Annotated in this window: 26 protein-coding genes and 1 pseudogene; 2 read left to right on the forward strand and 25 right to left on the reverse strand. The window is 69.3% G+C overall.

The features are described from left to right. Positions 1-8: 8 nt before the first annotated feature. The 18 genes and pseudogenes from dprA to HD592_RS07040 form a co-directional block, all read right to left on the reverse strand. Positions 9-1,151 carry a DNA-processing protein DprA gene (gene dprA / locus HD592_RS06960; protein ID WP_184452832.1) on the reverse strand — a complete coding sequence of 381 codons (1,143 nt, stop codon included), beginning with the start codon at positions 1,149-1,151 and terminating at the stop codon, positions 9-11. Further along, positions 1,138-2,694 (reverse strand): YifB family Mg chelatase-like AAA ATPase, encoded by a 1,557-nt coding sequence (locus HD592_RS06965; RefSeq protein ID WP_246429999.1) that lies wholly within the window; start codon positions 2,692-2,694, stop codon positions 1,138-1,140. The genes dprA and HD592_RS06965 overlap by 14 nt, the downstream gene beginning before the upstream one ends. Then, the gene (locus HD592_RS06970) at positions 2,673-3,083 is read right to left on the reverse strand and encodes a YraN family protein (protein ID WP_184452834.1); all 411 of its coding nucleotides are present in this window, start codon (positions 3,081-3,083) and stop codon (positions 2,673-2,675) included. Before HD592_RS06970 ends, HD592_RS06965 begins: the two co-directional genes overlap by 22 nt. A gap of 113 nt (positions 3,084-3,196) precedes the next feature. Then, the gene (locus HD592_RS06975) at positions 3,197-3,496 is read right to left on the reverse strand and encodes a DUF2469 domain-containing protein (protein ID WP_115727455.1); all 300 of its coding nucleotides are present in this window, start codon (positions 3,494-3,496) and stop codon (positions 3,197-3,199) included. A 34-nt stretch (positions 3,497-3,530) separates the two neighbouring features. Continuing rightward, positions 3,531-4,205, reverse strand: coding sequence for a ribonuclease HII (locus HD592_RS06980; RefSeq protein WP_425503094.1), 675 nt, complete (start codon positions 4,203-4,205; stop codon positions 3,531-3,533). Then, positions 4,202-4,885, reverse strand: a complete 684-nt coding sequence (lepB, locus tag HD592_RS06985) for a signal peptidase I (RefSeq protein ID WP_246430107.1) — start codon at positions 4,883-4,885, stop codon at positions 4,202-4,204. The genes HD592_RS06980 and lepB overlap by 4 nt, the downstream gene beginning before the upstream one ends. Before the next feature lie 128 nt (positions 4,886-5,013). Then, positions 5,014-5,370, reverse strand: a complete 357-nt coding sequence (rplS, locus tag HD592_RS06990; protein WP_184452838.1) for a 50S ribosomal protein L19 — start codon at positions 5,368-5,370, stop codon at positions 5,014-5,016. 161 nt (positions 5,371-5,531) lie between these two features. After that, positions 5,532-6,896: a tRNA (guanosine(37)-N1)-methyltransferase TrmD gene (trmD, locus tag HD592_RS06995; RefSeq protein WP_184452840.1), complete on the reverse strand. Its 1,365-nt coding sequence runs from the start codon at positions 6,894-6,896 to the stop codon at positions 5,532-5,534. Continuing rightward, positions 6,893-7,414: a ribosome maturation factor RimM gene (gene rimM, locus HD592_RS07000; protein ID WP_184452842.1), complete on the reverse strand. Its 522-nt coding sequence runs from the start codon at positions 7,412-7,414 to the stop codon at positions 6,893-6,895. The genes trmD and rimM overlap by 4 nt, the downstream gene beginning before the upstream one ends. 105 nt (positions 7,415-7,519) lie before the next feature. Then, positions 7,520-7,759 (reverse strand): RNA-binding protein, encoded by a 240-nt coding sequence (locus tag HD592_RS07005; RefSeq protein ID WP_154477396.1) that lies wholly within the window; start codon positions 7,757-7,759, stop codon positions 7,520-7,522. Positions 7,760-7,761: 2 nt separating this feature from the next. Further along, positions 7,762-8,223 (reverse strand): 30S ribosomal protein S16, encoded by a 462-nt coding sequence (gene rpsP, locus HD592_RS07010; protein WP_184452844.1) that lies wholly within the window; start codon positions 8,221-8,223, stop codon positions 7,762-7,764. Positions 8,224-8,455: 232 nt separating this feature from the next. Further along, positions 8,456-9,532: an amidohydrolase family protein gene (locus HD592_RS07015; protein ID WP_184452846.1), complete on the reverse strand. Its 1,077-nt coding sequence runs from the start codon at positions 9,530-9,532 to the stop codon at positions 8,456-8,458. Then, positions 9,529-11,121, reverse strand: a complete 1,593-nt coding sequence (gene ffh / locus HD592_RS07020; protein ID WP_184452848.1) for a signal recognition particle protein — start codon at positions 11,119-11,121, stop codon at positions 9,529-9,531. The genes HD592_RS07015 and ffh overlap by 4 nt, the downstream gene beginning before the upstream one ends. A gap of 129 nt (positions 11,122-11,250) precedes the next feature. After that, positions 11,251-13,026, reverse strand: a complete 1,776-nt coding sequence (locus HD592_RS11915) for a [protein-PII] uridylyltransferase family protein (protein WP_221437990.1) — start codon at positions 13,024-13,026, stop codon at positions 11,251-11,253. Between the two features lie 52 nt (positions 13,027-13,078). Continuing rightward, positions 13,079-13,237, reverse strand: a pseudogene (locus HD592_RS12615) (hypothetical protein); the annotation flags it as partial. A 47-nt stretch (positions 13,238-13,284) separates the two neighbouring features. Beyond that, positions 13,285-14,502 (reverse strand): signal recognition particle-docking protein FtsY, encoded by a 1,218-nt coding sequence (gene ftsY / locus HD592_RS07030; protein ID WP_184452850.1) that lies wholly within the window; start codon positions 14,500-14,502, stop codon positions 13,285-13,287. Positions 14,503-14,550: 48 nt separating this feature from the next. Continuing rightward, positions 14,551-14,880, reverse strand: a complete 330-nt coding sequence (locus HD592_RS07035; RefSeq protein WP_184452852.1) for a hypothetical protein — start codon at positions 14,878-14,880, stop codon at positions 14,551-14,553. Between the two features lie 196 nt (positions 14,881-15,076). Then, positions 15,077-16,687: an RNA polymerase sigma factor gene (locus HD592_RS07040; RefSeq protein ID WP_407822380.1), complete on the reverse strand. Its 1,611-nt coding sequence runs from the start codon at positions 16,685-16,687 to the stop codon at positions 15,077-15,079. Positions 16,688-16,818: 131 nt separating this feature from the next. On the opposite strand from HD592_RS07040, the gene HD592_RS07045 reads away from it, so the two are divergent. Next, positions 16,819-17,904 (forward strand): polyprenyl synthetase family protein, encoded by a 1,086-nt coding sequence (locus HD592_RS07045; protein ID WP_184452856.1) that lies wholly within the window; start codon positions 16,819-16,821, stop codon positions 17,902-17,904. Positions 17,905-17,924: 20 nt separating this feature from the next. On the opposite strand, the gene HD592_RS07050 is transcribed toward HD592_RS07045, so the two are convergent. Next, positions 17,925-18,275 carry an Rv2175c family DNA-binding protein gene (locus HD592_RS07050; protein WP_184452858.1) on the reverse strand — a complete coding sequence of 117 codons (351 nt, stop codon included), beginning with the start codon at positions 18,273-18,275 and terminating at the stop codon, positions 17,925-17,927. 233 nt (positions 18,276-18,508) lie between these two features. Between HD592_RS07050 and pknB the strand changes: the two genes are divergently transcribed. Next, on the forward strand, positions 18,509-20,389 hold the full coding sequence (pknB, locus tag HD592_RS07055; RefSeq protein ID WP_184454543.1) for a Stk1 family PASTA domain-containing Ser/Thr kinase: 1,881 nt from the start codon (positions 18,509-18,511) through the stop codon (positions 20,387-20,389). A 70-nt stretch (positions 20,390-20,459) separates the two neighbouring features. Here the strand turns inward: pknB and HD592_RS07060 are convergent, their stop codons facing one another. The 6 genes from HD592_RS07060 to erpA form a co-directional block, all read right to left on the reverse strand. After that, the gene (locus tag HD592_RS07060) at positions 20,460-21,890 is read right to left on the reverse strand and encodes a class II 3-deoxy-7-phosphoheptulonate synthase (RefSeq protein WP_343058763.1); all 1,431 of its coding nucleotides are present in this window, start codon (positions 21,888-21,890) and stop codon (positions 20,460-20,462) included. Next, positions 21,887-23,104 (reverse strand): pyrophosphate--fructose-6-phosphate 1-phosphotransferase, encoded by a 1,218-nt coding sequence (locus tag HD592_RS07065; protein WP_184452862.1) that lies wholly within the window; start codon positions 23,102-23,104, stop codon positions 21,887-21,889. The genes HD592_RS07060 and HD592_RS07065 overlap by 4 nt, the downstream gene beginning before the upstream one ends. A gap of 137 nt (positions 23,105-23,241) precedes the next feature. Then, positions 23,242-24,075: a lysophospholipid acyltransferase family protein gene (locus HD592_RS07070; RefSeq protein WP_184452864.1), complete on the reverse strand. Its 834-nt coding sequence runs from the start codon at positions 24,073-24,075 to the stop codon at positions 23,242-23,244. 286 nt (positions 24,076-24,361) lie between these two features. After that, positions 24,362-24,757 carry a response regulator transcription factor gene (locus HD592_RS07075; RefSeq protein WP_184452866.1) on the reverse strand — a complete coding sequence of 132 codons (396 nt, stop codon included), beginning with the start codon at positions 24,755-24,757 and terminating at the stop codon, positions 24,362-24,364. Positions 24,758-24,888: 131 nt separating this feature from the next. After that, positions 24,889-25,860, reverse strand: a complete 972-nt coding sequence (locus HD592_RS07080; protein WP_184452868.1) for an FKBP-type peptidyl-prolyl cis-trans isomerase — start codon at positions 25,858-25,860, stop codon at positions 24,889-24,891. A 10-nt stretch (positions 25,861-25,870) separates the two neighbouring features. Continuing rightward, positions 25,871-26,224, reverse strand: a complete 354-nt coding sequence (gene erpA, locus HD592_RS07085; RefSeq protein WP_154477369.1) for an iron-sulfur cluster insertion protein ErpA — start codon at positions 26,222-26,224, stop codon at positions 25,871-25,873. Positions 26,225-26,328 lie beyond the last annotated feature (104 nt).

A 26,328-nucleotide genomic window follows, 5' to 3' on the forward strand; every position in this document is an offset into this window, starting at 1 on the left:
GGCACAGCCTAATGCCGGCGCCCCCATCCCCTCGTCGACGAGGCGACGAGCCCGCGCAACTCGAGCTCGGCGAGGGCGGCGACGACCTCGCGCTCGGACAGGCCCGATGCGCGCGTCAACCTGGGGAGCGTCGTCTTCGAGGCCTTCGGCAGGGCTTCGTAGACGCGCCGGCTGATCGGTGGAAGGGCGGCGATCCCCCGGTCCTCCTCCACCGGCTCGCCGAAGAGCGCGCCCTGTTCGAGGGACTCGAAGGGGAAGGCGAGCTCGTGCGCATCATGTCCGTCCCGGACCAGGGTCGCCCCGTTCCGGATGAGCTCATGGCACCCGCTCGACGAAGCGGAGCTCACCGGCCCCGGCACCGCCCCGACCGGACGCCCCATCTCCATGGCGCGCCTGGCCGTGGCCAGGGCGCCGGAGCGCGCTCCCGCTTCGACGACGACGGTGGCCCGGCTCAGGGCGGCGATGAGGCGGTTCCTCGAGAGGAATCTCCACTTCGCGGGTCTCCACGACGGCGGGCACTCCGATAGCAGGGCCCCGCCGCCGGACACGATGCTCCGGAAGTCCTCGACGTGGGCCGTCGGGTAGGGCTGCTCGAGGCCGCCCGCCATGACGGCCGCCGTGCGCCCGTGGAGGGCGAGGGCTCCCCGGTGCGCGGCGATGTCGATGCCGAAGGCGCCTCCGGACACCACCGTGATGCCCTCCTCGGCAAGATGCGAGGCGATGTCCGCCGCCGTCCTGGATCCGGCGGCCGTTGCGGCCCTCGAGCCGACGATGGCGACGGCGCGCTCTGCGGGCATGGTGCCGAGGACCCAGATGCCGATCGGCGCGCGCTCCCCCAGGGCCTCGAGGAGCGGCGGCCAGTCGGGATCATCGGGGATGAGGAAATCTCCCCCGAGTCGGCGCACGGCGTCGAGTTCACGCCCGGCCTCTGCGACCGCGATCCTGGCCCGCCATCGTTCGTGGGCTTCCCGCCACTTCGCACTCAGGGCCCGCAATGGGCCGGGAAGCGCTCCGGGGGTCGGCGCGCACGCCCAGCGGATCGCCTCCTCGTCTCCGAGGGCCCGGCGCAGGGCCGCCGCGTGCGGGTCCTCGGGTTCGACGATGCAGGTCCACCAGGCCGCCTGCAGGCGCTTCTCATCATTCGTCGACATCGCGCCCTCCGTTCCTCAGGCTGAGTGCTCGGGCGAGGTCCATCTCGTCCGGATGGTCCCGGCCGTCCAGATCGGCCAGGGTGCGCATGAGCCGCAGGACGCGGTCCGCTCCGCGCATCGTGAGGCGCCGCTCGTCCACCGCCCGGTCGAGGCGCTCGACGAGAGCGGCGGGCATCCGGCCGCGTCTTCTCAACCACGCCCCCGGCAGTTCCGCGTTGAGCGAGTAGCCGCTGCCCGCGAGGCGCTCCCGCATCCGCTTGCGCGCCCCCTCCACTCGCAGGCGGACCTCGGCGGAGCTGCGCGCTCGGCTCATGCGCAGGTCCGCCCTGGTCGGCTGTCTCATCTCGACGGTGATGTCGATCCGATCGAGCAGGGGCCCGGACAGGCGCGACATGTAGCGGCGGCGCTGGAGCGACGAGCACCTGCATGTCCGCCCCGCTCCGCCGCACGGGCACGGATTCGAGGCGAGCACCAGTTGGAATCCAGCCGGATAGCGGGCGCGTCCTTTGGAGCGGTGAATCGTGATCGCGCGTTCCTCGAGGGGCTGCCTCAGGGCGTCGAGCACCGAGGGGGCGAATTCGGCGGCCTCGTCGAGGAAGAGGACGCCGCCATGGGCGAGGGAGACCGCGCCCGGCAGCGCGATCCCCGATCCCCCGCCGATGAGCGAGGGCGTGGATGCCGAATGATGCGGCGCTTGGAACGGCGGCCTGCGGAGCAGCGCCCCCTCCTCGCCGAGGGCGCCGGCCAGGGAATGGAGCGCCGACACCTCGAGGGCGAGGGCGTCATCGAGGTCGGGGAGCACGGAGGGAAGGCGCGATGCCAGCATGGTCTTGCCCGATCCCGGTTCGCCGATGAGCAGGAGGTGGTGCCCTCCGGCGGCGGCCACCTCGAGGGCGCCGATCGCATGGTCCTGACCGCGCACGTCGAGCAGGTCGAGCTCGGGACGGGGGCGTGTGCGCGGCGGCGGTGCGGCGTGCGGGGCCCCCGTTCTCACGGCCCTGTGCGCCACTCCCCCGGCTGCGCCGACGAGCTCGGCGAGGTGCTCGAAGGCGAGGACTTCAATGCCGGAGACGAGCCCCGCTTCGTGCGCCGAGGGCGCGGGCACGATCACTCGGCGCGCGCCCAGCCCCTTCGCCGCCGCGACTCCGGGCAGGATCCCGCGGACGGGGCGCAGGCCGCCGTCGAGTCCGAGCTCGCCGATGAGAACGGCGCCCTCGAAGAGGCCCGGCGCGACTCTTCCGCAGGCGAGGAGGACCGACATGGCGATCGCCAGGTCGAATCCCGAACCGGACTTCGCCAGTCCCGCGGGTGAGAGGTTCACCGTGATGCGCCGGTCGAGGACTTCGAGGTCGGAGGATTGCAATGCGGAACGGACCCTGTCCTTGGCTTCTCTGAGGGCCGCATCGGGCAGTCCGACGAGGGTGAATCCGACGAGGCCGCGCCCGATGTGCGCCTCGACGTCGACGAGGTGCCCCTCGAGTCCGATGAGTGCGAGCGAGGTGACCGAAGCGGTGCGGACGTTCATGAGATCGACCGGACCCATTCGGTCTTCGCGCCGAAAGCGCGCAGGTCCGCGGCGGCGGGAGCCGCGATCACCTCGCGGCGGCGGCATCGCGGCACGGTGATCGCGATGACGTCGATCCGGATCGGCCGGTGAACGGCATGCGCCCGGGCCCAGGCGATCGCGAGGCGGCGGAGCTTGGCGACCTTGAGCGGATCGACGGACTCGAGTGCGGATCCGAAGGCGTCCCCGATCCGCGTGCGGACTTCGACGACGACGACCTGCCGCGCGTCGCGGGCCACGAGGTCGAGTTCCCCGCGCGACCCGTCGCGCCAGTTCCGGTCGAGGATCTCCAGGCCCTCCTCGCCGAGGATCCGGGCCGCCGTGCATTCGCCGAGCGCTCCGAGCGCGCGCCGATGATCGTTTCCCATGCGCCACCTCCGAGGCGATCCTCTCGGGGAATGCGCTCGGGCGTCGGGCGGCGCCGCTCGGACTGTGGACGGGCGGGGCCCGGCCCGGGCTGTGGACGGCGGTCCTGAGCCGCTCAGGGGATGTCGAGCTCCGGCTTCGACAGCTCCTCGACGTTGACGTCCTTGTAGGTGATGACCCGCACCGAGCGGACGAAACGGGACGAACGGTAGATGTCCCACACCCATGCGTCCGTCAGCGTGAGTTCGAAGAAGACGTCCCCGCCCACGGGGCGGGCCTGCACGTCCACCTGATTGCACAGGTAGAAGCGGCGCTCGGTCTCGACTACGTACTTGAACAGGCCGATGACGTCGCGGTACTCGCGGAACAGCTCGAGCTCCAGCGCGTTCTCGTATCCTTCGATGTCCTCACTCACTCCTCAATGATGCCTTGCTGAGGCACGAAGAGCATCATTTCGGCGCGCCGGGGAGTCTCCACGAACGCCGGTGCAGCTGCGAGGGCCCGTAGCGACGAAGGCCTTCGGCATGCGCCGGGGACGCGTAGCCCTTGTTGCGCTCCCAGGCGTATCCGGGATCGTCGAGCCCGCACATGAACTCGTCGCGGGCGACCTTCGCGAGGATCGACGCCGCCGCTACGACCGTGCAGCTCGCGTCCGCTTTGACTTTCGTCACCACCGGGGGTGTTGCGATCTGCGGCAGGGCGGGCCCGTCGAGTGCTGCGAGGAGATCGTCAGGGCGGGTGAGCCAGTCGTGCGATCCGTCGAGGAGGACGAGGGCGGGGGCGCCGATGACCCGTGCGAGGTCCTCGAGGGCGCGCATGCCCGCCAGCCGCAGCGCGGCGATGATCCCGAAACGGTCGATCTCCTCATTCGAGGCCCAGCCCACCGCGTGGGCCGCCGCCCACTCGCGAACGGGCTCGACGAGGCCCGCGCGCCTGCGGGGCGACAGCAGTTTGGAATCGGCCAGCCCCTCCGGGGGCTCCGATTCCCCGCCCGTCAGCGCGCAAGCGCCGACGGCGACCGGTCCTGCGAGCGCGCCTCGGCCCACTTCGTCCATGCCGACGAGCGGGGCGCGCTGCGCGAGGAGATCGAGCTCGGTCTCACGCGTCGCGAATATGCGGGTCACCGACTCGCACCGGCGAAGGGGCCGGGTTCGCTCAGACCCCACTTCCAGTTCGAGATGGGCCAGATGACGGCTTGGACCGTGCCGACGACCGAGGAGACGGGAACGAAGGGGCTCTGCCCCTCGCCCTGGTGGTAGCGCGAGTCCGCGGAGTTTCCGCGGTTGTCGCCCATGACCCACAGGGTGCCTTCGGGGACGACCACGTCGAAGGGGAAGGCGGAGGGGACCTGGCCGGGTGCGATGTAGGGTTCGTCGATCGCGACGCCGTTGACCTTCAGAACCCCGTCGTCTCCGCAGCTCACGCGGTCTCCGCCGATGCCGATGACACGCTTGACCAGGGTCTGCTCGCCGCCGCTCGGCACGAGGCCGACGAATTCCCCGACGGTCTGGAGCGGGGTGCGCGACTGGACCGGGGTCGAGATCCAGCCGAGGGAATCGTGGAAGACGACCACGTCGCCCCGCTCGATCGTGCCCCGAAGCCCGTCGATGCGCGACACGGCGATCCTGTCGTCGACTTTGAGCGTGTCATTCATCGAGGGCGAGGGGATCCAGAAGACCTGAACCACGAAGGCCCTGAGCAGCGTGGAGATGACGAGGCCGATGACGAGGACGAGGCCGAGCTCGCGGAGGAAGGCGAGCGGCCCCGAGGCCGCCCGTTTCTTCGGGGGCGCAGCCCGGTGCATCGCGTCCAAGCGCGGGGACGCGGAATCCCTGTGTGTGGCGTTCATTCAGCTCCTCAGTCCTGTCGCGCTCATGCGCGGCGCCCGGCACCCCTTCAGGGTACCGGGCGCCGCGGTTCGTTCCTACGCGATCACTCCGCGCTTCCCGAACGGTGCTCCTTGATCTTGGCGGCCTTGCCGTGGCGCTCACGCAGGTAGTAGAGCTTCGCACGGCGGACGTCACCCTTGGTGACGATCTCGAGGCGGTCGATCGTGGGGGCGTGGAGCGGGAAGGTGCGCTCGACGCCGACACCGAAGGAGACCTTGCGGACGGTGAAGGTCTCGGAGACCCCGTGCCCGCGGCGGGCGATCACGACGCCCTGGAAGACCTGGATACGGGAACGGCTGCCCTCGATGACCTTCACGTGCACCTTGACGGTGTCACCGGCGCGGAAGGCCGGAAGATCGGTGCGGAGGGAAGCGGCGTCGACTGCGTCCAGCTTCTGCATGTGTACTCCTCAACGCGCGCGCCGCAGGTCGTTCGCGTCAGATTCGGCAGGTCGTGCCTGCGTTTCTCGAGCGCCGCATTCGTGCGGACGTCCCCCCGCGGCAGGCTGCGTCCGAATGCGACTCGATCAGTGTGCCACAAATCGCGGCCGCGGCCGGTGACTCAGTTCGCGAAAGAGGACCTGAGATTCGTGAGATCGCGCACGAGGACGACATCGTGGTTGGGCACTCCGCCGACGGTGAAGGTCCGCCTCCCCTTCTTCACGAAGCCGTGCTTGCGGTAGAACTTCTGGGCCCTGGAATTCGCGCTGTTGGTCCCCAGGACGATCCGCTGCGCCCGGGAGTGGGCGGCCGCGTCTTCGACGGCGCTTTCGAGGAGGGCCCCCGCGAGCCCCGTTCCGCGCCAGGGGGCGTCCGCATAGCACTTCGAGAGGTAGGCGTCCCCGATTTCGATCTTCCCGGGGCGGAGCATACTGGCGTCGATCGCCTCGCTTCCGGTGCGGACGAGGGAATAGGCGCCGGCCTGGCCGTCGATGAGGGCCAGGAGGATCCGGTCCTCCGGATTCGCCAGGTGGGCGGCGAAGGCCTCTTCGCTGAGTTCGTCCGCTATGAAGGCTTCGATCGCCTCGCCGGGGAGCCCGGGCGGGCAGGCGTCGGGGAAGGTCCGGGCGGCGAGTCCGGCGAGGATCCCGGCTTCATCGGCGCGGGCCGGACGGATTTCGAGATGCCGCGGCCCTTCATCGGTGAGGAGGACTCCTGCTCTGGCGAGGGTCGTCCGATCAGCCGAGTCGAGGGCGCCGAGGGCGAGGCCGCCGACCATGTCCGGCCGCCGCTCCGCGGTCCGTTCAAGGGCCCGGTCCCGTCGCCACCTGGCGATTGCGGCGTGATCGCCGCCCAGGAGGATCGCGGGCACCTCGAGGTCCCTCCAGGTGCGGGGCTTCGTGTACGCCGGGTATTCGAGGAGCCCGTCGGAATGGGATTCTTCGACGATGGACTCGGGATTGCCCATGAATCCGTCGAGCAGGCGGGTGACCGCCTCGACGAGGACGAGTGCGGCGGCCTCGCCGCCGTTGAGCACGTAGTCGCCGATCGAGTATTCGAGGACTTCGAGTCCGCGTCCCCGGTAGTGGTCGGCGACGCGCTGATCGATGCCCTCGTAGCGTCCGCAGGCGATGATGAGGTGCCCCGCAGCGGCGAGGTCCGAGGCCATCGCCTGGGTGAGCGGGGTCCCCGAGGGGGTGGGGATCGCGAGCACCGTGCGGAACGGCTCGGGTCGAGCGCCGTCGCGGGCGTGCGGCGCGCCGTCGAGGAGCTCATCGATGGCCTCCCCCCACACGGTCGGCATCATCACCATCCCGGCTCCGCCGCCGTACGGGGTGTCGTCGACGCTCCGGTGCCGGTCGCGGGTCCATCGGCGCAGGTCGTGCACGCGCGCCTCGACGAGGCCCGCTTCTCCGGCCTTTCCCAGAAGGGACAGTTCGAGCGGGGCGAAGTAGTCGGGGAAGATGGAAACGAGGTCGATCCTCATCGCGCGTCCCGGTCCCCCGCGTCGACGGCGTCATCGTCGAAGAGCCCCGGCGGCGGGTCGATGAGCACGGTACGGCCTTCGACGTCCACCTCGGGTACGAGCGCCTTGACGAAGGGGACCATCACCTCGCCCCGGGGGGTCGTGACGAGGAGCAGGTCCTGGGCGGCGCCGAAGCGGAATCCCGACACAGTGCCGAGTTCGTCATCCGTCGGAGTCACGGCGCTGAAGCCCACGAGTTCATGGGGGTACCAGGCGTCCTCCTCCGTGCGTTCCTCCACGAGGAGGGCGCGTCCGCGCAGGGCCTCCGCGTCCTCCCTGCTCCTGAGCTCCTCGAAGGAGACGAGGAGTCTGCCCTTGTGCGTCCGCGAAGCGCGCACGGTGAGTTCCAGGCCTTCGTCCCCGTCGACTCCGAGGAGGGATCCGGGGGTGAAGATCGACAGGTCGTCGGTGCGCACGTCGATGATGGCCTCCCCGCGCAGTCCGTGCGCGGGGCCGATGATTCCGGCGGTCAGCAGCATGGGGTCCTCCTCATTCATCCGAACCGCCCGGCCCGGTCGGGCGGACGGTGACGCCACGGAGGGGCCCGGCGAACCGGACCCCTCCGTGGCGTTGCTTTCCTTCGATCACTCGCGATCGGTGTCGACGACGTCGACCCGAACCGGACCGTGGGTCGAGAGCGCACCGATCACGGTGCGCAGCGCCCGAGCGGTCCGACCTCCGCGCCCGATCACCCGTCCGAGGTCGTCCGGGTTGACCCGGACCTCGAGCAGGCGGCCCCGGCGCATTGAGCGCGAGGAGACCTGGACGTCCTCGGGGTGATCAACGATCCCCCCGACGAGGTGCTCCAAGGCATCGGCGAGCATGCTCAGGCTTCCTCACCGGATTCGGCCTCGGGCGCTTCCTCGGCGGCCTGCGACGCCTCGGCCTCGGCCGCCTTGGCCTCTTCGGCCTTGGCGGCGGCCTGAGCGGCCTTCGACTTCTCAGCCTCGGCCTCAGCGGCCTTCACTGCCTCGGCGGCCTGCGCGGCCTTATCGGCCTCGGAGACGAGGACGCGCGAGACGGCGTCCTTCTTGCCGTTGAACTTCGCGATGTCGCCCGTGAGGACGAGCAGGTTGCGGACCTGGTCGGAGGGCTGCGCGCCCACGCCGAGCCAGTACTGCGCACGATCGGAATCGATGCGGATCTTCGAGGGGTTCGGCTGAGGATCGTAGATGCCGATCTCCTCGATGACGCGGCCGTCGCGCTTCTTGCGCGAATCGACGACGACGACGCGGTATGCGGCGGCGTGGATCTTGCCCACGCGCTTCAAGCGGATTCGAACTGCCACTGGTGTGGTCACTCCTGTTTCTCAAAAGGTGTGGAGCGCATGCTCGTCCGGCAGGGAACACGGCTTCGCGATTGCTCCGGGACACGATCACGTGAGGTGAGAGGGTCCTCAAATGACCGGGTACAGCGAACCATTGTGCCATGCCCGTGCGCCCCTCCCCAAACATCGGGCCCCGCCATCGCGTTTCGGGCGCGTGCGATCGATCACGTCGCGGTGCGCCCCGGTTCCGCAGTCAGCAGAGTTCGCCGCGCAGGACCACGGCATCGGGAGCGCCGAGGACGGGCGGGGTGCGTGGGTCCTCGGCGAAGACGATGAGATCGCCGCCTTCGTAGGGGGCGCCGAAGCCGAGGTCGGCGCGGGATCGGATCGAGGCGATGTACAGGAGCTCCTCGCGCGGAACGCCCTCGGCCTCCCACATCGCGAATTCAGCACCGATCGTGCCGTGCTCCTGGTACCCGCCGGAATCGGTCCCCATGACGAGGCGCACTCCCGCGTCGCGCATCATCGCGAAGCGCTCGTGGCGCTCTTCGAACATCCGGAGCATGCGGCGGCCGTAGACGGGGTACTTGGGGCCCGCCTGCTCGGCGAAGTCGGCGAAGAGCTCGATCTGGAGGAGGGTCGGCGTGACGAGCACGCCCCTGGCCGCGATCTCGTGCGCCTGGTCCTCATCCATTCCCGAAGCGTGCTCGATGTCGTCCACGCCGGCTTCGAGAAGATCGTCGATCGTCTCGCGGGCGAAGGCGTGAACGGCGACCTTCGCACCGAGGTCGTGGACCGCGGCGACCGCGTCGATGAGGATCCGCCGATCCCACAGGGGCGCGAGATCGGCGTCGGCGCCCATGGAGCGATCGATCCAGTCGCCGACGAGCTTGACCCACCCGTCCCCCGCCGCCGCTTGGCGCGCGGCCTCTGCGGGTAGGTCATGAGGGTCGTCAAGATCGACGGGGAGCGAACGCATGTAGCGCTTCGGTCTGGCGATGTGGCGTCCCGCCCGCTTGAGGCGGGGCAGGTCCGGCCGCTCGTCGATCCAGCCCGTGTCCACGGGCGAGCCGCAGTCCCTCATCGCGAGGACGCCCGCTGCGCGCTGGGCGAGGATCTGCGCCTCCTGCTCCTCGCGCGTCGACGGCCCCGAGGAGCCGATTCCGATATGGGCGTGCGAATCGACGAAGCCGGGGAGCGCGAAGCCGACGCGGTCGGGCTCGAGGCCCTCCCCGACTCGCACGAGTCCCTTCGGGGTGACGCGGAAGGCCCCCCGTTCCTCGCCCAGCCCGTCCCCGCCCTCGGTCAGGAGGGTCCCGGAGAAGATCACTTGAGGCCGTTCAGCATGCGGCGCACGTCGTCGGGCAGGTCGTCCATCGTCGGACGCGGCGCGGGCTCCGCCGAGGGCGCGCCGAAGGCCGAGCCCTGCTTGCCGGACTTGCGCTGCTCGGGCGGGAGCAGCGCTTCGAGTTCCTGAGCGCGGCGCTTCGCGGGGTTGCCCGAACGCGCCTTCTTCTTCACCCTCTGGCGCTCGGCCTGGGCCTTCCGGGCATTCGCCTTCTGCTTGGCCTTGCCGCCCCGGCCCGGCAGGGAGCCGAAGCCGCCCGGGCCCATGCTCCCCATGCCCCCCATCTGGCCCATCATCGTCTTCGCCGCTTCGAAGCGTTTGACGAGCCCGTTGACCTCCGCGACGGTCGTGCCCGAGCCCCTGGCGATACGGGCGCGCCGCGAGCCGTTGAGAATCGACACGTCCTCGCGCTCTGCGGGGGTCATCGAGCGGACGATCGCCTCGATCCGATCGATCTCCTTCTCGTCGAAGTTCTCGATCTGCTCGCGCATCTGAGCGGCCCCCGGAATCATTCCGAGCATCTTCTTCATCGAGCCGAGCTTCTTGATCTGCTGAAGCTGGGAGAGGAAGTCGCCGAGGGTGAGCTCGCCGGACATGGCCTTGGCGGCCATGCGCTCGGCCTCCTCGGCGTCGAGGCGCTTCTCGGCCTGCTCGATGAGGGTGAGGACGTCGCCCATGTCGAGGATGCGCCCGGCCATGCGGTCGGCGTGGAATCTTTCGAAGTCATCGAGTCCCTCGCCCGTGGAGGCGAAGAGGATCGGGGCGCCGGTGACCCCGCGGACGGACAGGGCCGCGCCGCCGCGGGCATCGCCGTCCAGTTTGGACAGGACGACGCCGGTGAAGCCCACGCCGTCGCGGAAGGCCGTCGATGTGCGGACCGCGTCCTGGCCGACCATGGCGTCGAGGACGAACATGATCTCGTGGGGTTGAACGGCGTCCCGGATCCGGCGCGCCTGATCCATCAGCTCCTCGTCGACGCCGAGGCGGCCGGCGGTGTCGACGATCACCACGTCGATGCCGGACTGGATCGCGTGGTCGAGTCCGGAGCGGGCGACCCGGACGGGATCCCCGACGCCGTTGCCCGGTTCGGGCGCCCATACCTCGACCCCTGCGCGTTCGCCGACGACTTGCAGCTGAGTGACCGCATTGGGGCGCTGAAGGTCGGAGGCGACGAGCAGGACCGACTTGCCCTCTTCACGCAGCCACTTTCCGAGCTTTCCTGCGAGCGTCGTCTTACCGGCGCCCTGGAGGCCCGCGAGCATGAAGACGGTCGTCCCGCGTTCGGCGAAACGGAGTTCGCGCGTCTGACCGCCGAGCACCTCGACGAGCTCGTCGTGGACGATGCGGATGACTTGCTGGCCCGGGTTGAGCGCCTTCGAGCGGGCGGCCCCGTACGCCTTCTCGCGCACGGCGTTCGTAAAGCTCCGCACGACGGGCAGGGCGACATCGGCGTCGATCAGCGCGCGCCGGATCTCTGAGATCGTCTGGTCGACGTCGGACTCGGTGAGGACTCCGCGATTCCGCAGCTGCTTGAAGGACTGCGTCAACCGGTCGGAGAGGTTTCCGAACACTGAGGGCTCCCGTTCGTCTCTACTGGTCGGGGCGGCGCCCCGCGGACTCGTCCAAGCCTAACGCACGCCGGTGCCGCGCCCGAGGCGCTCCCAGGCGCTCCGGACCAGTGTCGCGATCAGCTCGGCCCTTCACGCGGTCCAGGCCTTGGGCCCTGCGCCCTGGGAGTCCGCCCGGGTGAGGACCGCGAGGGCGGCGAGCGCGCGTTCGCTCCCGCCGACGGCCTCGAGGAGGCGGTCCGCGGTCCGGGGAGCGGCCGGGTCCTCCTTGGTGGCGAGTTCGGCGAGGACGAGGTGCCGGTCGACGAGGAGGGAGACGTCCGCGCAGCGTCCTCCCAGGCCGAGGCGCTCCAGGACGGTCGGGACGAGGGCCGCTCCGAGCACGGGGTAGTCGGGGCCGTGGGCGCCCGGGCGCTTGCCGAGGTCGTGGAGGAACGCCGCGAGGAGGACGCTGTCCCAGGGGACGATGGCTTCGGGGAAGGGCCATGCCCACGCTTCGACGCCCGTTCGGGCGTCATTGGCCCGCGCCACGGTTTCGGCGAGGTGCCGGTCGACGGTCCAGCGGTGGAAGGCCGCGGACTGCGGACGCGAGCGGACCTCGGCGAATTCGGGGATCCAGGCGTCGATGACGCCGGTCGTCTCCAGGTGCGTCCAGGCTCGGACGAAGCCCCTGGGGGCGGCGAGGAGCGCTTCGAAGGAGCGCGTGACTTCGGGCGTCCACCGGCCGCGGATCGCGTGCTCCCCCTTCCACACCGCCGCGGAGATCGCGTCGAGGGCGGAGCCGGCGGGTTCGATCCCCGTGTCCGCGCAGCAGCGGGCCATGTCGAGGACGGCGGCGGTGTCCGAGGCGAGGGCGGGTGCGGGGAAGGCGAGCCGGGAGTCGACGAGGCTCGTCGACTCGGAGACCATCGTCGCCTCGTAGGCTCCGCTCCTCCTCCCCCGGCCCGGGGCGACTGCGCGGATGACGCGCCGGGCGAGGGCGCCCGCGCCCCAGGAGGGGGCCTGCCGTTCGGCGGCGTCGATCTCGGTGCCCGCGCCGGTGAGGAGTCTGCGCAGATCGGCCTCGGCCTCCTCGCCCTCGAATCCGAGGACTCGGGCGACCTCCCGCTGGTCGGCGCGCAGGAGCTTGGCCGTGTGGCGCCGCGTGACGAGGTGGAGGGCGTCGCGGACGCCGACGATGAGGCCGAGGATGAGCGCTCCGACGGTGTCGAGGGCGCCCGCCGCCGGGGTGATGCCGGCGAGTCCCGCGACGATGCCGGAGGCGGCGCCGAGGGAGGTCGCCGAGCCGTCGCGGAGCTTCTCGGTCGCCATCCAGGCCAGGGAGGCCGCTGCGGCGGCGGCCGCCGTGTTCACCCATGCGGAACCGGCGAGGGCGTCGGCGGTGAAGGCGGATCCGGCGTTGAAGCCGAACCATCCGAAGAGGAGGAGGGCCGCGCCGACCATGACGAAGGGCAGGTTGTGGGGGCGCATCGCCTCGACCCCGAAGCCGGGGCGCTTGCCGATGATGAGCGCGAGGACGAGGCCCGTGATGCCCGCGTTGATGTGGACGACGGTGCCGCCCGCGAAGTCGATGGGCGCGGCGCCGACGAGCTTCGCGATCGGCCCGTCGGCCGAGAGGAGGCCGCCTCCCCACACCATGTGGGCCATCGGGAAGTAGGACAGGGTGACCCAGATCGCCGTGAAGGCCATCCAAGTGGAGAACTTGACCCTTTCGGCGAGGGAGCCGGAGATCAGCGCGACGGTGATGATCGCGAAGGTCATCTGGAATCCGACGGACACCCACATGGGGACGCCGTAGTCGTCGATGGCCGTTCCGTCGAAGCTGCCGCCGAGTCCGAATTGGGCGAAGGGGTTGGCGAAGAGTCCGGCGATGTCGCCGCCGCCGTAGGACGTCGACCATCCCCACAGGGGGGAAGATCACGCCGACGAGGGCGAAGGCTCCGAAGGACATCATGAACATGTTGAGCACGGATTTGGTTCTCGACATCCCTCCGTAGAAGAGGGCGAGTCCGGGCACTGTCATGAGGAGGACGAGCGAGGATGAGATGAGCATCCAGGCGGTTGCCCCGGTATCGAGCTGCATGATGGGCCTTTCGATCGGGATACCGACGCGGCCCATTCTAGACAAAAACTTTGCTTTGCCTTTACCTTCTCAGGGTCTAGACTTTACCCCTTGATGATCGAGTCGACGAAGCCCTGCGGATCGAAGGGGGCGAGATCATCCGGCCCCTCGCCCAGACCGACGAACTTGACCGGGACCCCGAGCGCCCGCTGAACCGACACCACGATCCCGCCCTTGGCCGAGCCGTCGAGCTTCGTGAGGACGATGCCCGTCACACCGGCTGCCTCAGCGAAGACCTCCGCCTGCTTCAGCCCGTTCTGCCCCGTCGTCGCGTCGAGGACGAGGAGGACCTCCGCGAGCGGCGCCCGCTTCTCCATGACGCGCTTGACCTTGGAGAGCTCATCCATGAGCGTCAACTTGTTCTGAAGGCGGCCCGCGGTATCGACGAGCACGACATCGACTCCCCGCGCCGCCCCCTCCTTCACAGCATCGAAGGCCACCGAGGCGGGATCGGCGCCCTCCCGATCCGAACGCACGACCTCGACGCCGACGCGATCGCCCCATGTCTGCAGCTGATCGGCGGCAGCGGCGCGGAAGGTGTCGGCCGCGCCGAGCAGGACGCTCCGCCCCTCGGCGAGGAGCACACGAGCGAGCTTGCCGACCGTCGTCGTCTTGCCCGTCCCGTTGACGCCGACCACGAGCACCGACGCGGGATGATCCTCCGCGCCCGCACCGCGATCGAGATGGAGCGAACGATCCATGTCCGGACCGACGAGGGCGAGGAGCTCCTCGGCCAGAAGGGAGCGGATCCGCGCAGGATCGCTCGTTCCCGCGACGGCGACCCTGGAGCGCAAGGACGAGATGAGCTCATCGGTCGCCTCCAGCCCCAAGTCGGCGACGAGGAGGGTGTCTTCGATCTCCTCCCAATCGGTCGCCTTGAGATCGCCGCGGGCGAGGATCTCGACGATCGCGCGGCCGAGGGACCCGGTGCCGGCCAGGCGCGAACGCAGGCGCTGCAGGCGCGAGGGGACCGACTCGGGGACCTCCGCCTCCGCGGGCGCCTCGACGGCCGCCCATTCCTCGCCAGCGCCATCACCAGCGGCCTCCCCCGGTCCGGCGCGCGCGGGCGATTCTCCAATCTCCGCCGATTCGAGCGGCTCCTTAGCGCCCCGCTCCGGATGCGCGACAGGCGCGGCCTGCGGCTCCGGCGCAGAAGGACGGGAGCGGAGGGCGAAGACGACGAGCGCGGTGATCGCCACGACGACGAGGACCGCAAGCGCGATGCCGAGCGGTGTGGAAAGGAAAGTGAGAACAGCGTCCATGGGGCCATCATCCCCCATCCGGGGTGAACGACTCCAGCCGAGAAGCGGTCAGGAGTCCTTCGCGGACTGCCGGTTCTCCTGAATGCGCTCGATCCGATCGGCGACGCCCTCGATCCGATCGATACCGGGAAGACGGTCCGGATCGAAATAGCCGTTCTTCTGCACCCTGTTCGCATCGAGCAGATCACCCAGGGTGGTCTCCCGGGCGGCGACGCCCTCCGAGGGGGGCTCCTCGGAGATCGCCTGTCCCTGCGCGCGCAGGTGGCGCTGCCAGTCGGGCGCGGGACGGCGAACGAGGGCGAGACCGACGATCACCGCGATCGCCGCGATGACGATGACGGCGAGCAGGAAGAAGATGACAGCGAAGCCCTCGAGCATGCCTCCATCGTCCTCGCACCCGCCTCGCAGGTCGAGTCGGGCACACGCCATTGGCCGTTTCGTGACAATGAGATGCCTCACCACGACCCGCGGGGACGATCCCGCATGCGCCGGGAAGCGCCAGGACCCGGACCGGGACGCGGCCCGGGCGGGGCGCTTCAGCGGCGCCCCGCCCGGGTCATGACGGAGAAAGGGCTCAGTCGAGGTAGTCGCGCAGAACCTGCGAGCGAGAGGGGTGACGGAGCTTCGACATCGTCTTCGACTCGATCTGACGGATCCGCTCGCGCGTCACGCCGTAGACCTTGCCGATCTCATCGAGGGTCTTGGGCTGCCCGTCCCCGAGACCGAAGCGCATCGAGACGACCCCCGCCTCGCGCTCGGACAAGGTGTCGAGAACATTGTGGAGCTGCTCCTGCAGGAGGGTGAAGGACACCGCATCGGCGGGCACGATCGCCTCCGAGTCCTCGATGAGGTCTCCGAACTCGGAATCCCCGTCCTCGCCGAGGGGCGTGTGCAAGGAGATCGGCTCACGACCGTACTTCTGGACCTCGACGACCTTCTCCGGAGTCATGTCGAGCTCCTTCGCGAGCTCCTCCGGCGTGGGTTCGCGGCCGAGATCCTGAAGCATCTGACGCTGAACGCGGGCGAGCTTGTTGATGACCTCCACCATGTGCACCGGGATGCGGATCGTCCGGGCCTGGTCCGCCATCGCGCGCGTGATCGCCTGCCTGATCCACCACGTGGCGTAGGTCGAGAACTTGTAGCCCTTCGTGTAGTCGAACTTCTCGACCGCGCGGATCAGACCGAGGTTGCCCTCCTGGATGAGATCGAGGAACTGCATCCCCCGACCCGTGTAGCGCTTGGCCAGCGACACGACGAGCCGGAGGTTCGCCTCGAGGAGGTGGTTCTTCGCCAGCTGACCGTCCTGAGCGAGGAAGTGGAGCTCACGACGCTCCTTCGGCGTCATCGCATCCGCTTCGTTCTTGAGCTTGTACTCGGCGTACAGGCCCGCCTCGATGCGCCGGGCGAGGTCGACTTCCTGCTCGGCGTTGAGGAGCGACACCTTGCCGATCTGCTTGAGGTAGTCCTTGACGGGATCCGCGGTCGCGCCCGCCACCGTCACCTGCTGAACGGGCTCATCCGTGTCGTCGGAGTCCGAGACGACGAAGGCGCCCTTCGCGGCGAGGGAGGCCGCCGGACGGTCCTTCTCCTTGTCCTTCTTGGCCTCGTCCTCGTCCTCGCCCGAATCCGCATCCTCGCCCGAAGCGTCCTCCGAATCGTCCGAGTCATCGACCTCGAGATCCTCATCCGAGATCTCGATGTCCTCGTCGGTGACATCGACCTCGGCGTCCTCGGCGGCGTCCGCCTCGTCGAGAGGCTCCTCGGAATCGGCCGGAGCCGCCTGCGCGGCCGCCTTCTTCGCAGTCGACTTCCTCGAAGAGGCCTTCTTCGCAGCCGTCTTCTTCGCAGCGGGCTTCTTCGCCTTCGGAGCCTCGGCGGGGGCGCCCTCATCGGCCGCGGGCGCCTCCTCAGACGCGGCCGTCTTCGCGGCGGCCTTCTTCGCAGCGGGCCTCTTGGCCGCGGGCTTCTTCGCAGCCGTCTTCTTCGGCGTCGCCGCCTTCTCCGTTTCGCCCTCGGCGCCAGAAGCGGCCTTCTTCGTCGCGCGCCGCTTCGGCTTGGCCTGTTCGGTCACCTGGGCGTCCTGCTCGACCTCCTCAGCCTTCGCATTCCTCGACGATCCCCTGGCAGTGCTCGATGCGGCCACACGTATCCCTTTCGCAGAAGACGGGAACAGCGCCGATCCAATCGATGACGGCGCAATCAGTGACCATTATAATCCGAGATTCCCAGATTTCTCTCAGAACTATTGCCCTCGCGCACCGATTCGTGCTAAATGGAGCCCCTTCTCACTCTTCGCCCTGCACTAGGCTGAAGCCCATGACGACACTCGACAAGCGCTTCGCAGCACTTCGTCCCCGCATCGATCTCGACACGGCGAACGCCCTCGACGACGCCTTGAGCGCGCTCGCACCCGGCGATACGGCCGCCGAGCTCGTGGATGCCGCCAGGGACTCCGTCCGATCGGGCAAGCGCTTGCGCGCCCTCCTCGCGCACTTCGGGGCCTCGCTGGGATCCGGGACGCCGCTCGGCGACGGCGACGTCCACCTGCTCGGCGCAGCGCTGGAGCTCTACCAGGCGAGCGCCCTCGTCCACGACGACCTCATCGACAAGGCGCTGACGCGCCGCGGCATCGCGACGCCCCACGTCCGCTTCGCCCGCGCGCACGCGCATTCCTCATGGTCCGGCTCCGCGCCGGACTTCGGCGCCGCAGCAGCGGTCCTGCTCGGCGACCTCCTCTTCTCGGCCGCCGAATCCGCGATGATCCGCCAGAGCCAGCGCCTCCCGCACGACCGGGCGGTGCGCCTCCTGGCGCGCTACGCGCTCATGCACTCCGAAGTCGCACTCGGCCAGTACCTCGACGTCCGGGCGGAGAACCTCCCCCTTCGGGCCTTCGGGCCGAGCGTCTCAGACGCGCGAGAAGTCGTGCTGAGGAAATCCGCCCGCTACTCCGTCGTCCAACCGACGCTCCTGGGAGCGGCGGCCGCCGGAGCCGACGAGGACGTCCTGCACGCCCTCGAATCCGCGCTCACGCCCTGGGGCATCGCCTTCCAACTCCGCGACGACGACCTCGGCGTCTTCGGAGACCCCGAGGTCACGGGCAAACCCGCGGGCGACGACATCCGCGAGGGCAAGCGGACGGTCCTCCTCGCGCTCACCTGGGAGAACGCCTCCGAGGCCGAACGCCTCCGCCTCGAGCGGGCACTGGGCAACCCCGAGCCGGGCCCCGAGGAGCTCACGGCGGCCGCCGACATCATCGAGGCCCGGGGCCGCGCCGATCACGAGCACCTCATCGAGGCGCTCATCGAAGAAGGGGCCCGCGCCCTCGACGATTCCCCCCTCGCCCCGAAGACGAGAAGCGAGCTCCTCGAACTGTCGCGGATCATCACCGCGCGGACGAGCTGAGGGCGCCTCGCCCGGGGCGCTCAGAACGCGAGAGTCGAGGCGATCGCGTTCACCCGATGGTGCCGCCCCGAAAGGATCGCCGCCATCGGGGTCTGAGCGAGCTCCTCCTGGAAGGTGTACAGCCAAGCGGCCGCCTCATCGGGGGTGAAGCCGTCGTCGGAGAGCAGGGTGAGCGTGCCGGGCAGCGCGAAATGAGGTTCCCATCCGTTCTCACCGGACACGATGATCTCGCGAGGAATCCCGCGGGACCCGTCGGGGAGCGCGACGCTGAACAGGATCCGGTCACGGACGAGCTGCTTGATGCGCCTCGGCTCCACACCGAGGAGACGGCTCGCCTCTTCGAAAGAAACGGTCTCGGGAAAATCGGCCATGCGCCCACCCTAGTCCACGCCGGGGGCGCCGGTATTCGGGCGCGCCGCCCGCGTCACTCAGATCGGGGCGCGCCCTCCCATAGAATCCACGGGTGACCGATTTCGATTCCGCTCCCGATGCGTCGCCCGCCCCGGGCCGACCCACCGAGGTTCTGCGCCCTGCGGCGCCGTTCCCCGCGCCGGGCGCACCGAACGGCGCGGAGAACGGCGAAGGGCCCGCCGCTCCCGATCCGATGATCGGAATGCTCCTCGACGGCCGCTACCGCATTCAGCGCCGACTCGCCCGCGGCGGCATGGCGACCGTCTACCTCGCCCAGGATGAGCGCCTCGACCGCGCGGTCGCCCTCAAGATCATGCACCCGCACCTCGCGGAATCAGCGGACTTCGTCGCGCGCTTCCGCAGAGAGGCCCGTTCCGCCGCGCGCGTCATCCACCCCGGAGTCGTCTCCGTCTTCGACCAGGGGGTCATCCACGGTCAGGGCTTCCTCGTCATGGAGTTCATCGACGGCCCGAACCTGAGGACCCTCCTCAACCAGGAGGGCGCCCTGTCGATCCAGCGGACGCTGCAGATCCTCCACGATGTGCTCGACGCCCTGCGCGCCGCTCACCGTGTCGGCGTCATCCACCGCGACATCAAGCCCGAGAACGTCCTCATGCCCGCCGATCCCCCGGCCCGGGTCACGGACTTCGGACTGGCGCGCGCGGCCTCGGAAGTCTCGATGTCGACGACCGGCTCGATGCTCGGCACGATCGCATACATCGCCCCCGAGATCGCAGTCGCCGGGCCGATCGACGAGCGGACCGACCTGTACTCGGTCGGGATCATGGCCTACGAGATGCTCACCGGATCAGTCCCCTGGGAAAGCGAATCCGCGCTTCAGATCGCCCAGCATCACGTCTCAGACGCCGTCCCGGAGCCCTCGAGGGCCCTGCCCTGGATCCCCCGGGAGATCGACGACCTCATCGCGTCCCTGACGGCTCGCAACCCCCTCGAACGCCCGGCCGACGCCGCCGAGGCGCTCGACCAGCTCGCCCGGGTCCAGGCCGCCATCCCCGCCGAGCTCGGCAGCCGCCGGGCCGAGGTCGCCCCGAAGGCCCCCGCCCCCGCGACGGGTGAGATCCCCGCGCCCACTTCCCCCCTCCCCGAGCCGCTGCCCGCGACATCCCAAGCGGTGGTGCGCGCGCACGGACCCGAGTCCCCGCCTCCCGCGACGGCGAAGAAGCGCCGCAGGATCGGCCGGATCATCACCGTCCTCGTCCTTCTCGCGATCATCGGCACCGGCGGGGGCTGGTGGTGGTGGACCGAATACGGTCCCGGCTCCTACATCACGATGCCCCAGACGGCCATGCGCTCGGCGAGCGCCGTCGAATCCGATCTGGCCGCTCTCGGCCTCGGTGCGATCATCGAGGAGGAGTTCTCGGACACGGTCCCCGAGGGCCAGGTGGTCTCTTCGGATCCCGAGGGCGGTCAGCCCGTTCACAAGGACGCGGAAGTGCGCCTCATCGTGTCCAAGGGCGTCGACATGCGCATCGTGCCCGATGTCGTGGGCTCATCGAAGGCGCAGGCCGCGGCCCTCCTCGAGGCCGCGGGACTCGCGCTGGGCGATGTCGAGGAGGAGTTCTCCGAAGACGTCCCCGAAGGCTCGGTGATCTCTCAGAAGATCGAGAAGGACTCTTCGATCCCCCACGACACGCAGATCGGGGTCGTCGTCTCCAAGGGCCGCGAGCCGCTCTCAGTCCCGAAGCTCGGGGGCCTGTTAGCCGATGAGGCGAAGGCCGCACTCGAGGGCCTCGGCCTCTCCCCGCGCCCGACCGAGGAGTTCTCCGATTCCGTTCCCGCGGGCACGGTCGTCTCCCAGTCGACCGCGGAGGGCACGACCCTCTTCAAGGGGGACGAAGTCTCATACGTCGTCTCGAAGGGGCCCGAGAACGTCCAGGTCCCCTCGGTGCAGGGCAAGCAGGAGAGCGAGGCGATCACGATCCTTCAAGGAGCCGGCCTCCAGGTGCGCGTCGAACGCGTGCTCGGCGGGATCTTCGGCACCGCCCGCTCCACCGATCCCGGTGCGGGCGATGTCGTGAAGGTCGGCTCGACCATCACCCTGTACGTCGTCTGATCCCCTGGGGCCCCATGGGCAGGGGGCCCGACGCCAGCGCGTCGAGCCCCCTGCCGCATTCTCGCCGGGATCACTCCCCGGAGCGTTTGAGGTGCTCCGCGACCTGGAAGGCCAGCTCCAGGGACTGCTGGTGATTGAGCCTGGGATCCACCAGCGTCTCGTAACGGCTCGCCAGAGAGGCCTCATCGAGTTCCTCGGAGCCGCCGACGATCTCGGTGACATCATCCCCGGTGAGCTCCACGTGAATGCCGCCGGGGACGGTCCCCGCGTCGTCATGAGCCTCGAAGAAGCCCTTGACCTCATCCATGATCGTCTCGAAGCGCCTGGTCTTGTACCCCGAGGAGGAGGTGATGGTGTTCCCGTGCATGGGATCGGTCATCCACGTGACCGGACGGCCATCGGCCTTCGCCGCTTCGAGCAGCGCCGGCAGACAGTCGCGGATGCGATCCGCGCCCATCCTCGTGATGAAGGTCAGCCGCCCCTCCTGGCCGTCAGGATTGAGGCGCTTGACGAGGCCGAGCATCTGCTCGGGCGTCGTCGTGGGGCCCAGCTTCACGCCGATCGGGTTGCGGATGCGGCGCAGGAGCTCCACATGGGCGCCGTCGAGATCCCGGGTCCTCTCCCCGACCCAGAGGAAGTGGCCGGAGGTGTCGTAGGCCCGCCCGGTCCGCGAATCGATGCGGGTCATCGCCGACTCGTATTCGAGGAGGAGAGCCTCGTGCGAGGAGTAGAGATCCACCTCCCGCAGCGAATCGAAGTCCGCCCCCGCGGCCTCCATGAACTTCACGGCCCGGTGGATCTCCTCCGCGAGGGACTCGTAGCGCGCGTATGCCGGATTGGCCGTGAATCCCCGGTTCCAGTGATGGACGAGCCTCAGATCCGCGTACCCGCCCTTCGTGAAGGCGCGAATGAGGTTGAGGGTCGCCGCCGCATGATGGTACGTGTCGAGCAGGCGGTGAGGATCGGGGGTCCGGGCCTCGGCCGTGAATTCGAAGGAGTTCACGGCGTCACCGCGGTACGAGGGCAGTGTGACGCCCCCGCGGGTCTCCGTGTCCTTCGACCGCGGCTTGGCGTACTGGCCGGCGATGCGCCCGATCTTGACCACCGGCATCGATGCGCCGTAGGTGAGCACGACCGCCATCTGCAAAAGCGTCTGGATCTTCAAGCGCAGGTGATCCGCCGTCGACTCCGCGAAGGTCTCCGCGCAGTCGCCGCCGGTGAGCACGAAGGCCTCTCCCCTGCCCGCAGCGCCGAGCCATTCGCGCAGGTCATCCACTTCACCTGCGAAGACGAGCGGAGGCTGGCGCCTCAGCTTCGCCGCGACCTCGCGGACCGCGGACGAGTCCGGGTAGTCGGGCTGCTGAACGGCGTCGTGCGAACGCCACGAATCCCAGGGGGCGTCGCTCCCCGAATCCGGGGCGTTCAACTGTTCCGGATCGTGGTGGATCGAGTCGCGAACGTATCTCGATCCACCACGACCGGGCTTGACGGGCAGGTTCACTTCGCCGCGGGCTTCACATCCTGGCCGATTTCGGCCATGAGAGCGGTGAACCATTCCTGCGTGATGTCGAAGGGCTTGCCGCCGGCGATGCGCGGGAAGGCGATGGCGGCCAGGCGATCGCCGTTGTCCTCATCGTGGCCGATGACACCGGACTCGCCCCTCAGAGCGCATTCCACGGCGTAGTCGGTCATCGACTTGATGAGGCGCAGGTCCTCGGCGTTCGCGCGCGAGGAGCGCGAGAAGTAGCCCGACTTCTGGACCATGACCTTCTCGGCGCCGATCTTCGCCGCGAACTGCTTGGCGAACCACTGTCCGGGGTTGATCGTGTCGAGCTTGACGTGACCGAAAGGATCGCGCTGGACCTCCAGGCCGGCGGCCTCCATCTCGGCGATGATCTCGGGGACGCCCGCGCCCTCGGAGAGGAAGATGTTGACGTTGCCCTGCTCGTCCATGATCGCCTTGAGGCGCTCGGCCTCGGCGTCGATGTCGATCGCCATTTCGGGCAGGAAGATGGCGTGGATGTCCCAGCGCTCCTTCGACAGGCCGATCGAGGGCACCCATTCCTGGGTCTTCAGCCACTCGTGGTACTCCTTCGATCCCGCGGCGGTCAGCCAGCCGCAGTGACGGCCCATGATCTCGTGGATGATGAGCATGCGGGGGTTCGAGCGGTGCTCGCCGATGATGTTCTGGGCGTACTCGGACACCTCTTCGGCGGCGGTCCAGGCGCCGAGCGACTGGCGGATCGGAATCACGTCGTTGTCAATCGTCTTGGGGAGACCGACGACCGTCAGGTGGTAGTCGTGCTCCTCGAGGTAGGCGGCGAGATCGGCCGCGGTCGTGTTCGTGTCGTCGCCGCCGATCGTGTGGAGGACGTCGACGCCGTCGGCGCGAAGCTGCTCGGCCGCCTTCTGCAGGGGGTTCTCGCCCTCGGCGACAAGACCGCGCTCCACGAGGTTCTTCGCATTCGTCAGCTTGACGCGCGAGTTGCCGATCGGGGAGCCGCCGAAACGGTGAAGGATCCCCGCGTGCTTGCGGGCCTCCTCGTCCACGACGACGAAGTTGCCGGTGAGCAGGCCGTGGTAGCCGTTCTGGTACGCGATGATCTCGATCGAAGGATCGATCTCGTTGTAGCGCTCGATGAGACCGCCGACCGCGGAGGAGAGGCACGGGGCGAAACCACCGGCAGTGAGCAGGGCGACGCGGCGAACCGACATTGATGACACCTTTCAGCGTTGAGATCGTGCGGCCGGACGGCGCGCACGCACCGGGTTCATCCTACCCGGAGGACGGGGATGGGCATGGGTCGCCCGTCCCGCGGACTCGTCCGCGATCAGAGCGTCCACGCGGGGGCTCAGGCCGTCGGCCCCGATTCATCGTTCGCGCCCGCAAGAGGCCCCTCGCCTTCACGCGGGTCCTCGGGGCGCCGAGGGACTTCGACGACGGGCGCGGTCCTGCCTCCCGGCCCGGGCCGCCCATTGGTCGGCACCGGGCCGTCGAACTTGCCCTCGGCGGCGAGCTTGGCCTTCACATCCGCGGCGTAGAGATCCACGTACTCCTGCCCCGACAGCAGCATGAGGTTGTACATGATCTCGTCGGTGATGGCCCGCAGGACGAAACGGTCCTTGTGGAGGCCCTTGTAGCGCGAGAAGTCGAGCGGCTCGCCGATCACCATGCCGATATTGGTCCGCGAGGGAAACTTCTGGCCGATCGGCTGGGCGGCATGGGTGCCGATCATGGCGACGGGGATGACGGGGGCGCCCGAGAGGAGGGCGAGGCGGGCGACACCGGTCTTGCCCCTGTAGAGGCGCCCATCGGGTGAACGCGTCCCCTCGGGGTAGATGCCGAAGAGCTCGCCCGAGCGGAGGCGCTCGAGGCCCGCTTTGAGCGCGCCTTCAGAAGCCGAGCCCCCGGAGCGGTCGACGGGGATCGTGCCGACTGCGCGCATGAACTCCTTCGTCGCCCATCCCTTGACGCCGGTGCCGGTGAAGTAGTCGGCCTTGCCCATGAAGACGACTTCGCGATCGAGCATCATCGGCAGGAAGACCGAATCCCACACGGCGTTGTGATTGGAGGCGAGAATCGCCGGCCCGGACTCGGGGACGTTCTCCTTCCCGCGGATCCACGGCTTGTAGGCGGCCTTGAGAATCGGGCCGCCGGTTGCTTTGAGTGCCTGGTAGAACGCCACGGCTCCTCCACGAGTTCGTCGAGTCACGGATCAGCACCCACTCTATGCCCGTTTCCCCGCTGCCGCCTCCGGCAGGCCGCTGCGACCGGGGTAGGGACACTCGTGCGCGCGCACCTGCACAGGTGCCCATCGCCGCCCCCTCCGGAGCCCCGTCGTCCCTGCCCGGAACCGGGAGCCGGAGCCTCGCGAGGCGAAGCCCCGGAGCCTTTCGGCGCGCGCCGCCCGCGGCGGCTCGGATGCACTGAGGGCCGGGCGCCCCAGCGGCGCCCGGCCCTCGGTCGCGGATTCAGCGACGAGCCGATGCGAGGACCCGGGCGACCGTCTCCTGCAGGACGATCGGATCGAGGGGATCCGGAATCGCCGCAGCGCCGCCCGCCCAGGAGGCGAGCCAGTCGTCCTGCTGGCGCGCGGTCAGGAAGATCATCGGGGGAAGCTCGTCGAGCGTATTGCGGAGCTCGTGCGCGAGGGACATCCCGCCTTCCTTGGTGGTCTCCGCATCGAGGATCAGCAGGGCGAAGTCCGTGGACTCGACGAGTTCCTTGGCGCCGAAGGGAGTGGCGGCTTCGGACCATTCGATGACCGGGGTGTTCTTCGAGGCCCGCAGGCCGATCCCATCGATGACGGCGCGACGCTTATCGACGTCGCCCGAGAAGACGAGGACGCGGACGGTGTTCTCACTCACTGATGTGCACTCCTGTGGTTCGGCGCCGGCGCACGCAGCGCTCGGCGATCTCGCCCATTGTACGCACGAGCGGGCGGTCCCCGATGAGCGGACCGCCCGCGGCGCTGAAACCCGTCACCGGGCCCCGGACATCACTGCGCGCGCATGACGCCGACGAGATCGATGACCATGACGGTCATCGGCGAAGCGCCGGATTCCGCCGCCGCGCCCGTGTCCATGACGAAGACGACGCGATCGCCCACATGAGCGCCGACCAGTTCGACCTGATCCGCGGGGACCGCCAGCGGGCCTTGCTGCCATGCGGAGCTCACGGTCGCGTTGTCGCCGAAGACGCCGCCGACGGCCCGGTAGAGGACGTAGTCGCCCGCTTTGATCTCATCGCCGACGCCGTTGATGATCGTCGTGCGCGAGTCGCCCGCAGGAGCCGCCGCCCCTTCGGTGAAGCTGAGGGTCGGCTCCTTCCCGGCTTCGCCCTCGACGACGATGCCCTCAGGGGCGGTCTCGCCCGAAGGCGCGCCCTTCGACAGGGTCTGCGCATCGGCCTGCGAGCCGGAGGAGGAGGCGAGGACGTCGACGACGAAGACGAGGGTGGATCCGCCGGGAATGGACGAATTGCCCTGATCGCCGTAGCCGAATTCCGAGGGCACCACGATCTCGACGCGATCGCCGACGTGGGCGCCTTCGAGGCCGTAGGTCCATCCGGGGATGACCTGCTGGAGCGAGAAGGTCGCGGGCTTGCCCGATTCGAAGGAGGACTCGACCTTCGTGCCGTCCCAGAGGGCGAGCTCGTAGTTGACCATCACCGTGTCGCTCGTGGTCAGGGCCGCGCCGTCGCCCTCGTTGAAGGTCTTGACGCTGATCTTCGTCGGCGCATCCCCCTTGCCCGCCGAGATCTCCGGATCCTCGCCGAAGCTCCCGGTGACATCGGGGAAATTCGCCTTGCCGCTCCGGTCGACTTCAGGCGCGGCGGACGCGGACTGGGCGCTCGACTGATCGGAGGACGCGGACTGGGCGGAGTCGGCGGAGGAGCACGCCGCGAGCGAGGCCACGAGGGCCATGGACAGGGCGAGTGCGCCGATGCGTGCGCGTACGGTCTTCTTCATCGCCCTCTCCTCAGTGGAAGGACTCGCCGCAGGCGCAGGTGTTCGACGCGTTCGGGTTGTCGATGGTGAAACCCTGACGCTCGATGGAATCCGCGAAGTCGATCGTGGCGCCGTTGAGGTAGGGCACGGACATGCGGTCGACCACGACGCCGACGCCGTCGAAGTCGCGAACGGCATCGCCGTCGAGCAGACGGTCGTCGAAGTAGAGCTGGTAGATCAGGCCCGAGCAGCCGCCGGGCTGCACCGCGATCCGCAGTCGGAGGTCGTCGCGCCCTTCCTGCTCGAGAAGGCTCTTCACCTTGGCCGCGGCGGCGTCCGTGAGGACGACCTCGTGAGCAGGTGCTTCGATGCCGGTGTCGGACATGATGCTCCAATCGTGCGTACGGTGTTCGTATCGGTCCCACCCTACGTTCGCGATCCGCGCTCTGCCAGGCGGGGCGGGCCCGGACGGCCCAGTGGTGAGGGATC

The organism is Schaalia hyovaginalis (assembly GCF_014208035.1).
Taxonomy (GTDB): domain Bacteria; phylum Actinomycetota; class Actinomycetes; order Actinomycetales; family Actinomycetaceae; genus Pauljensenia; species Pauljensenia hyovaginalis.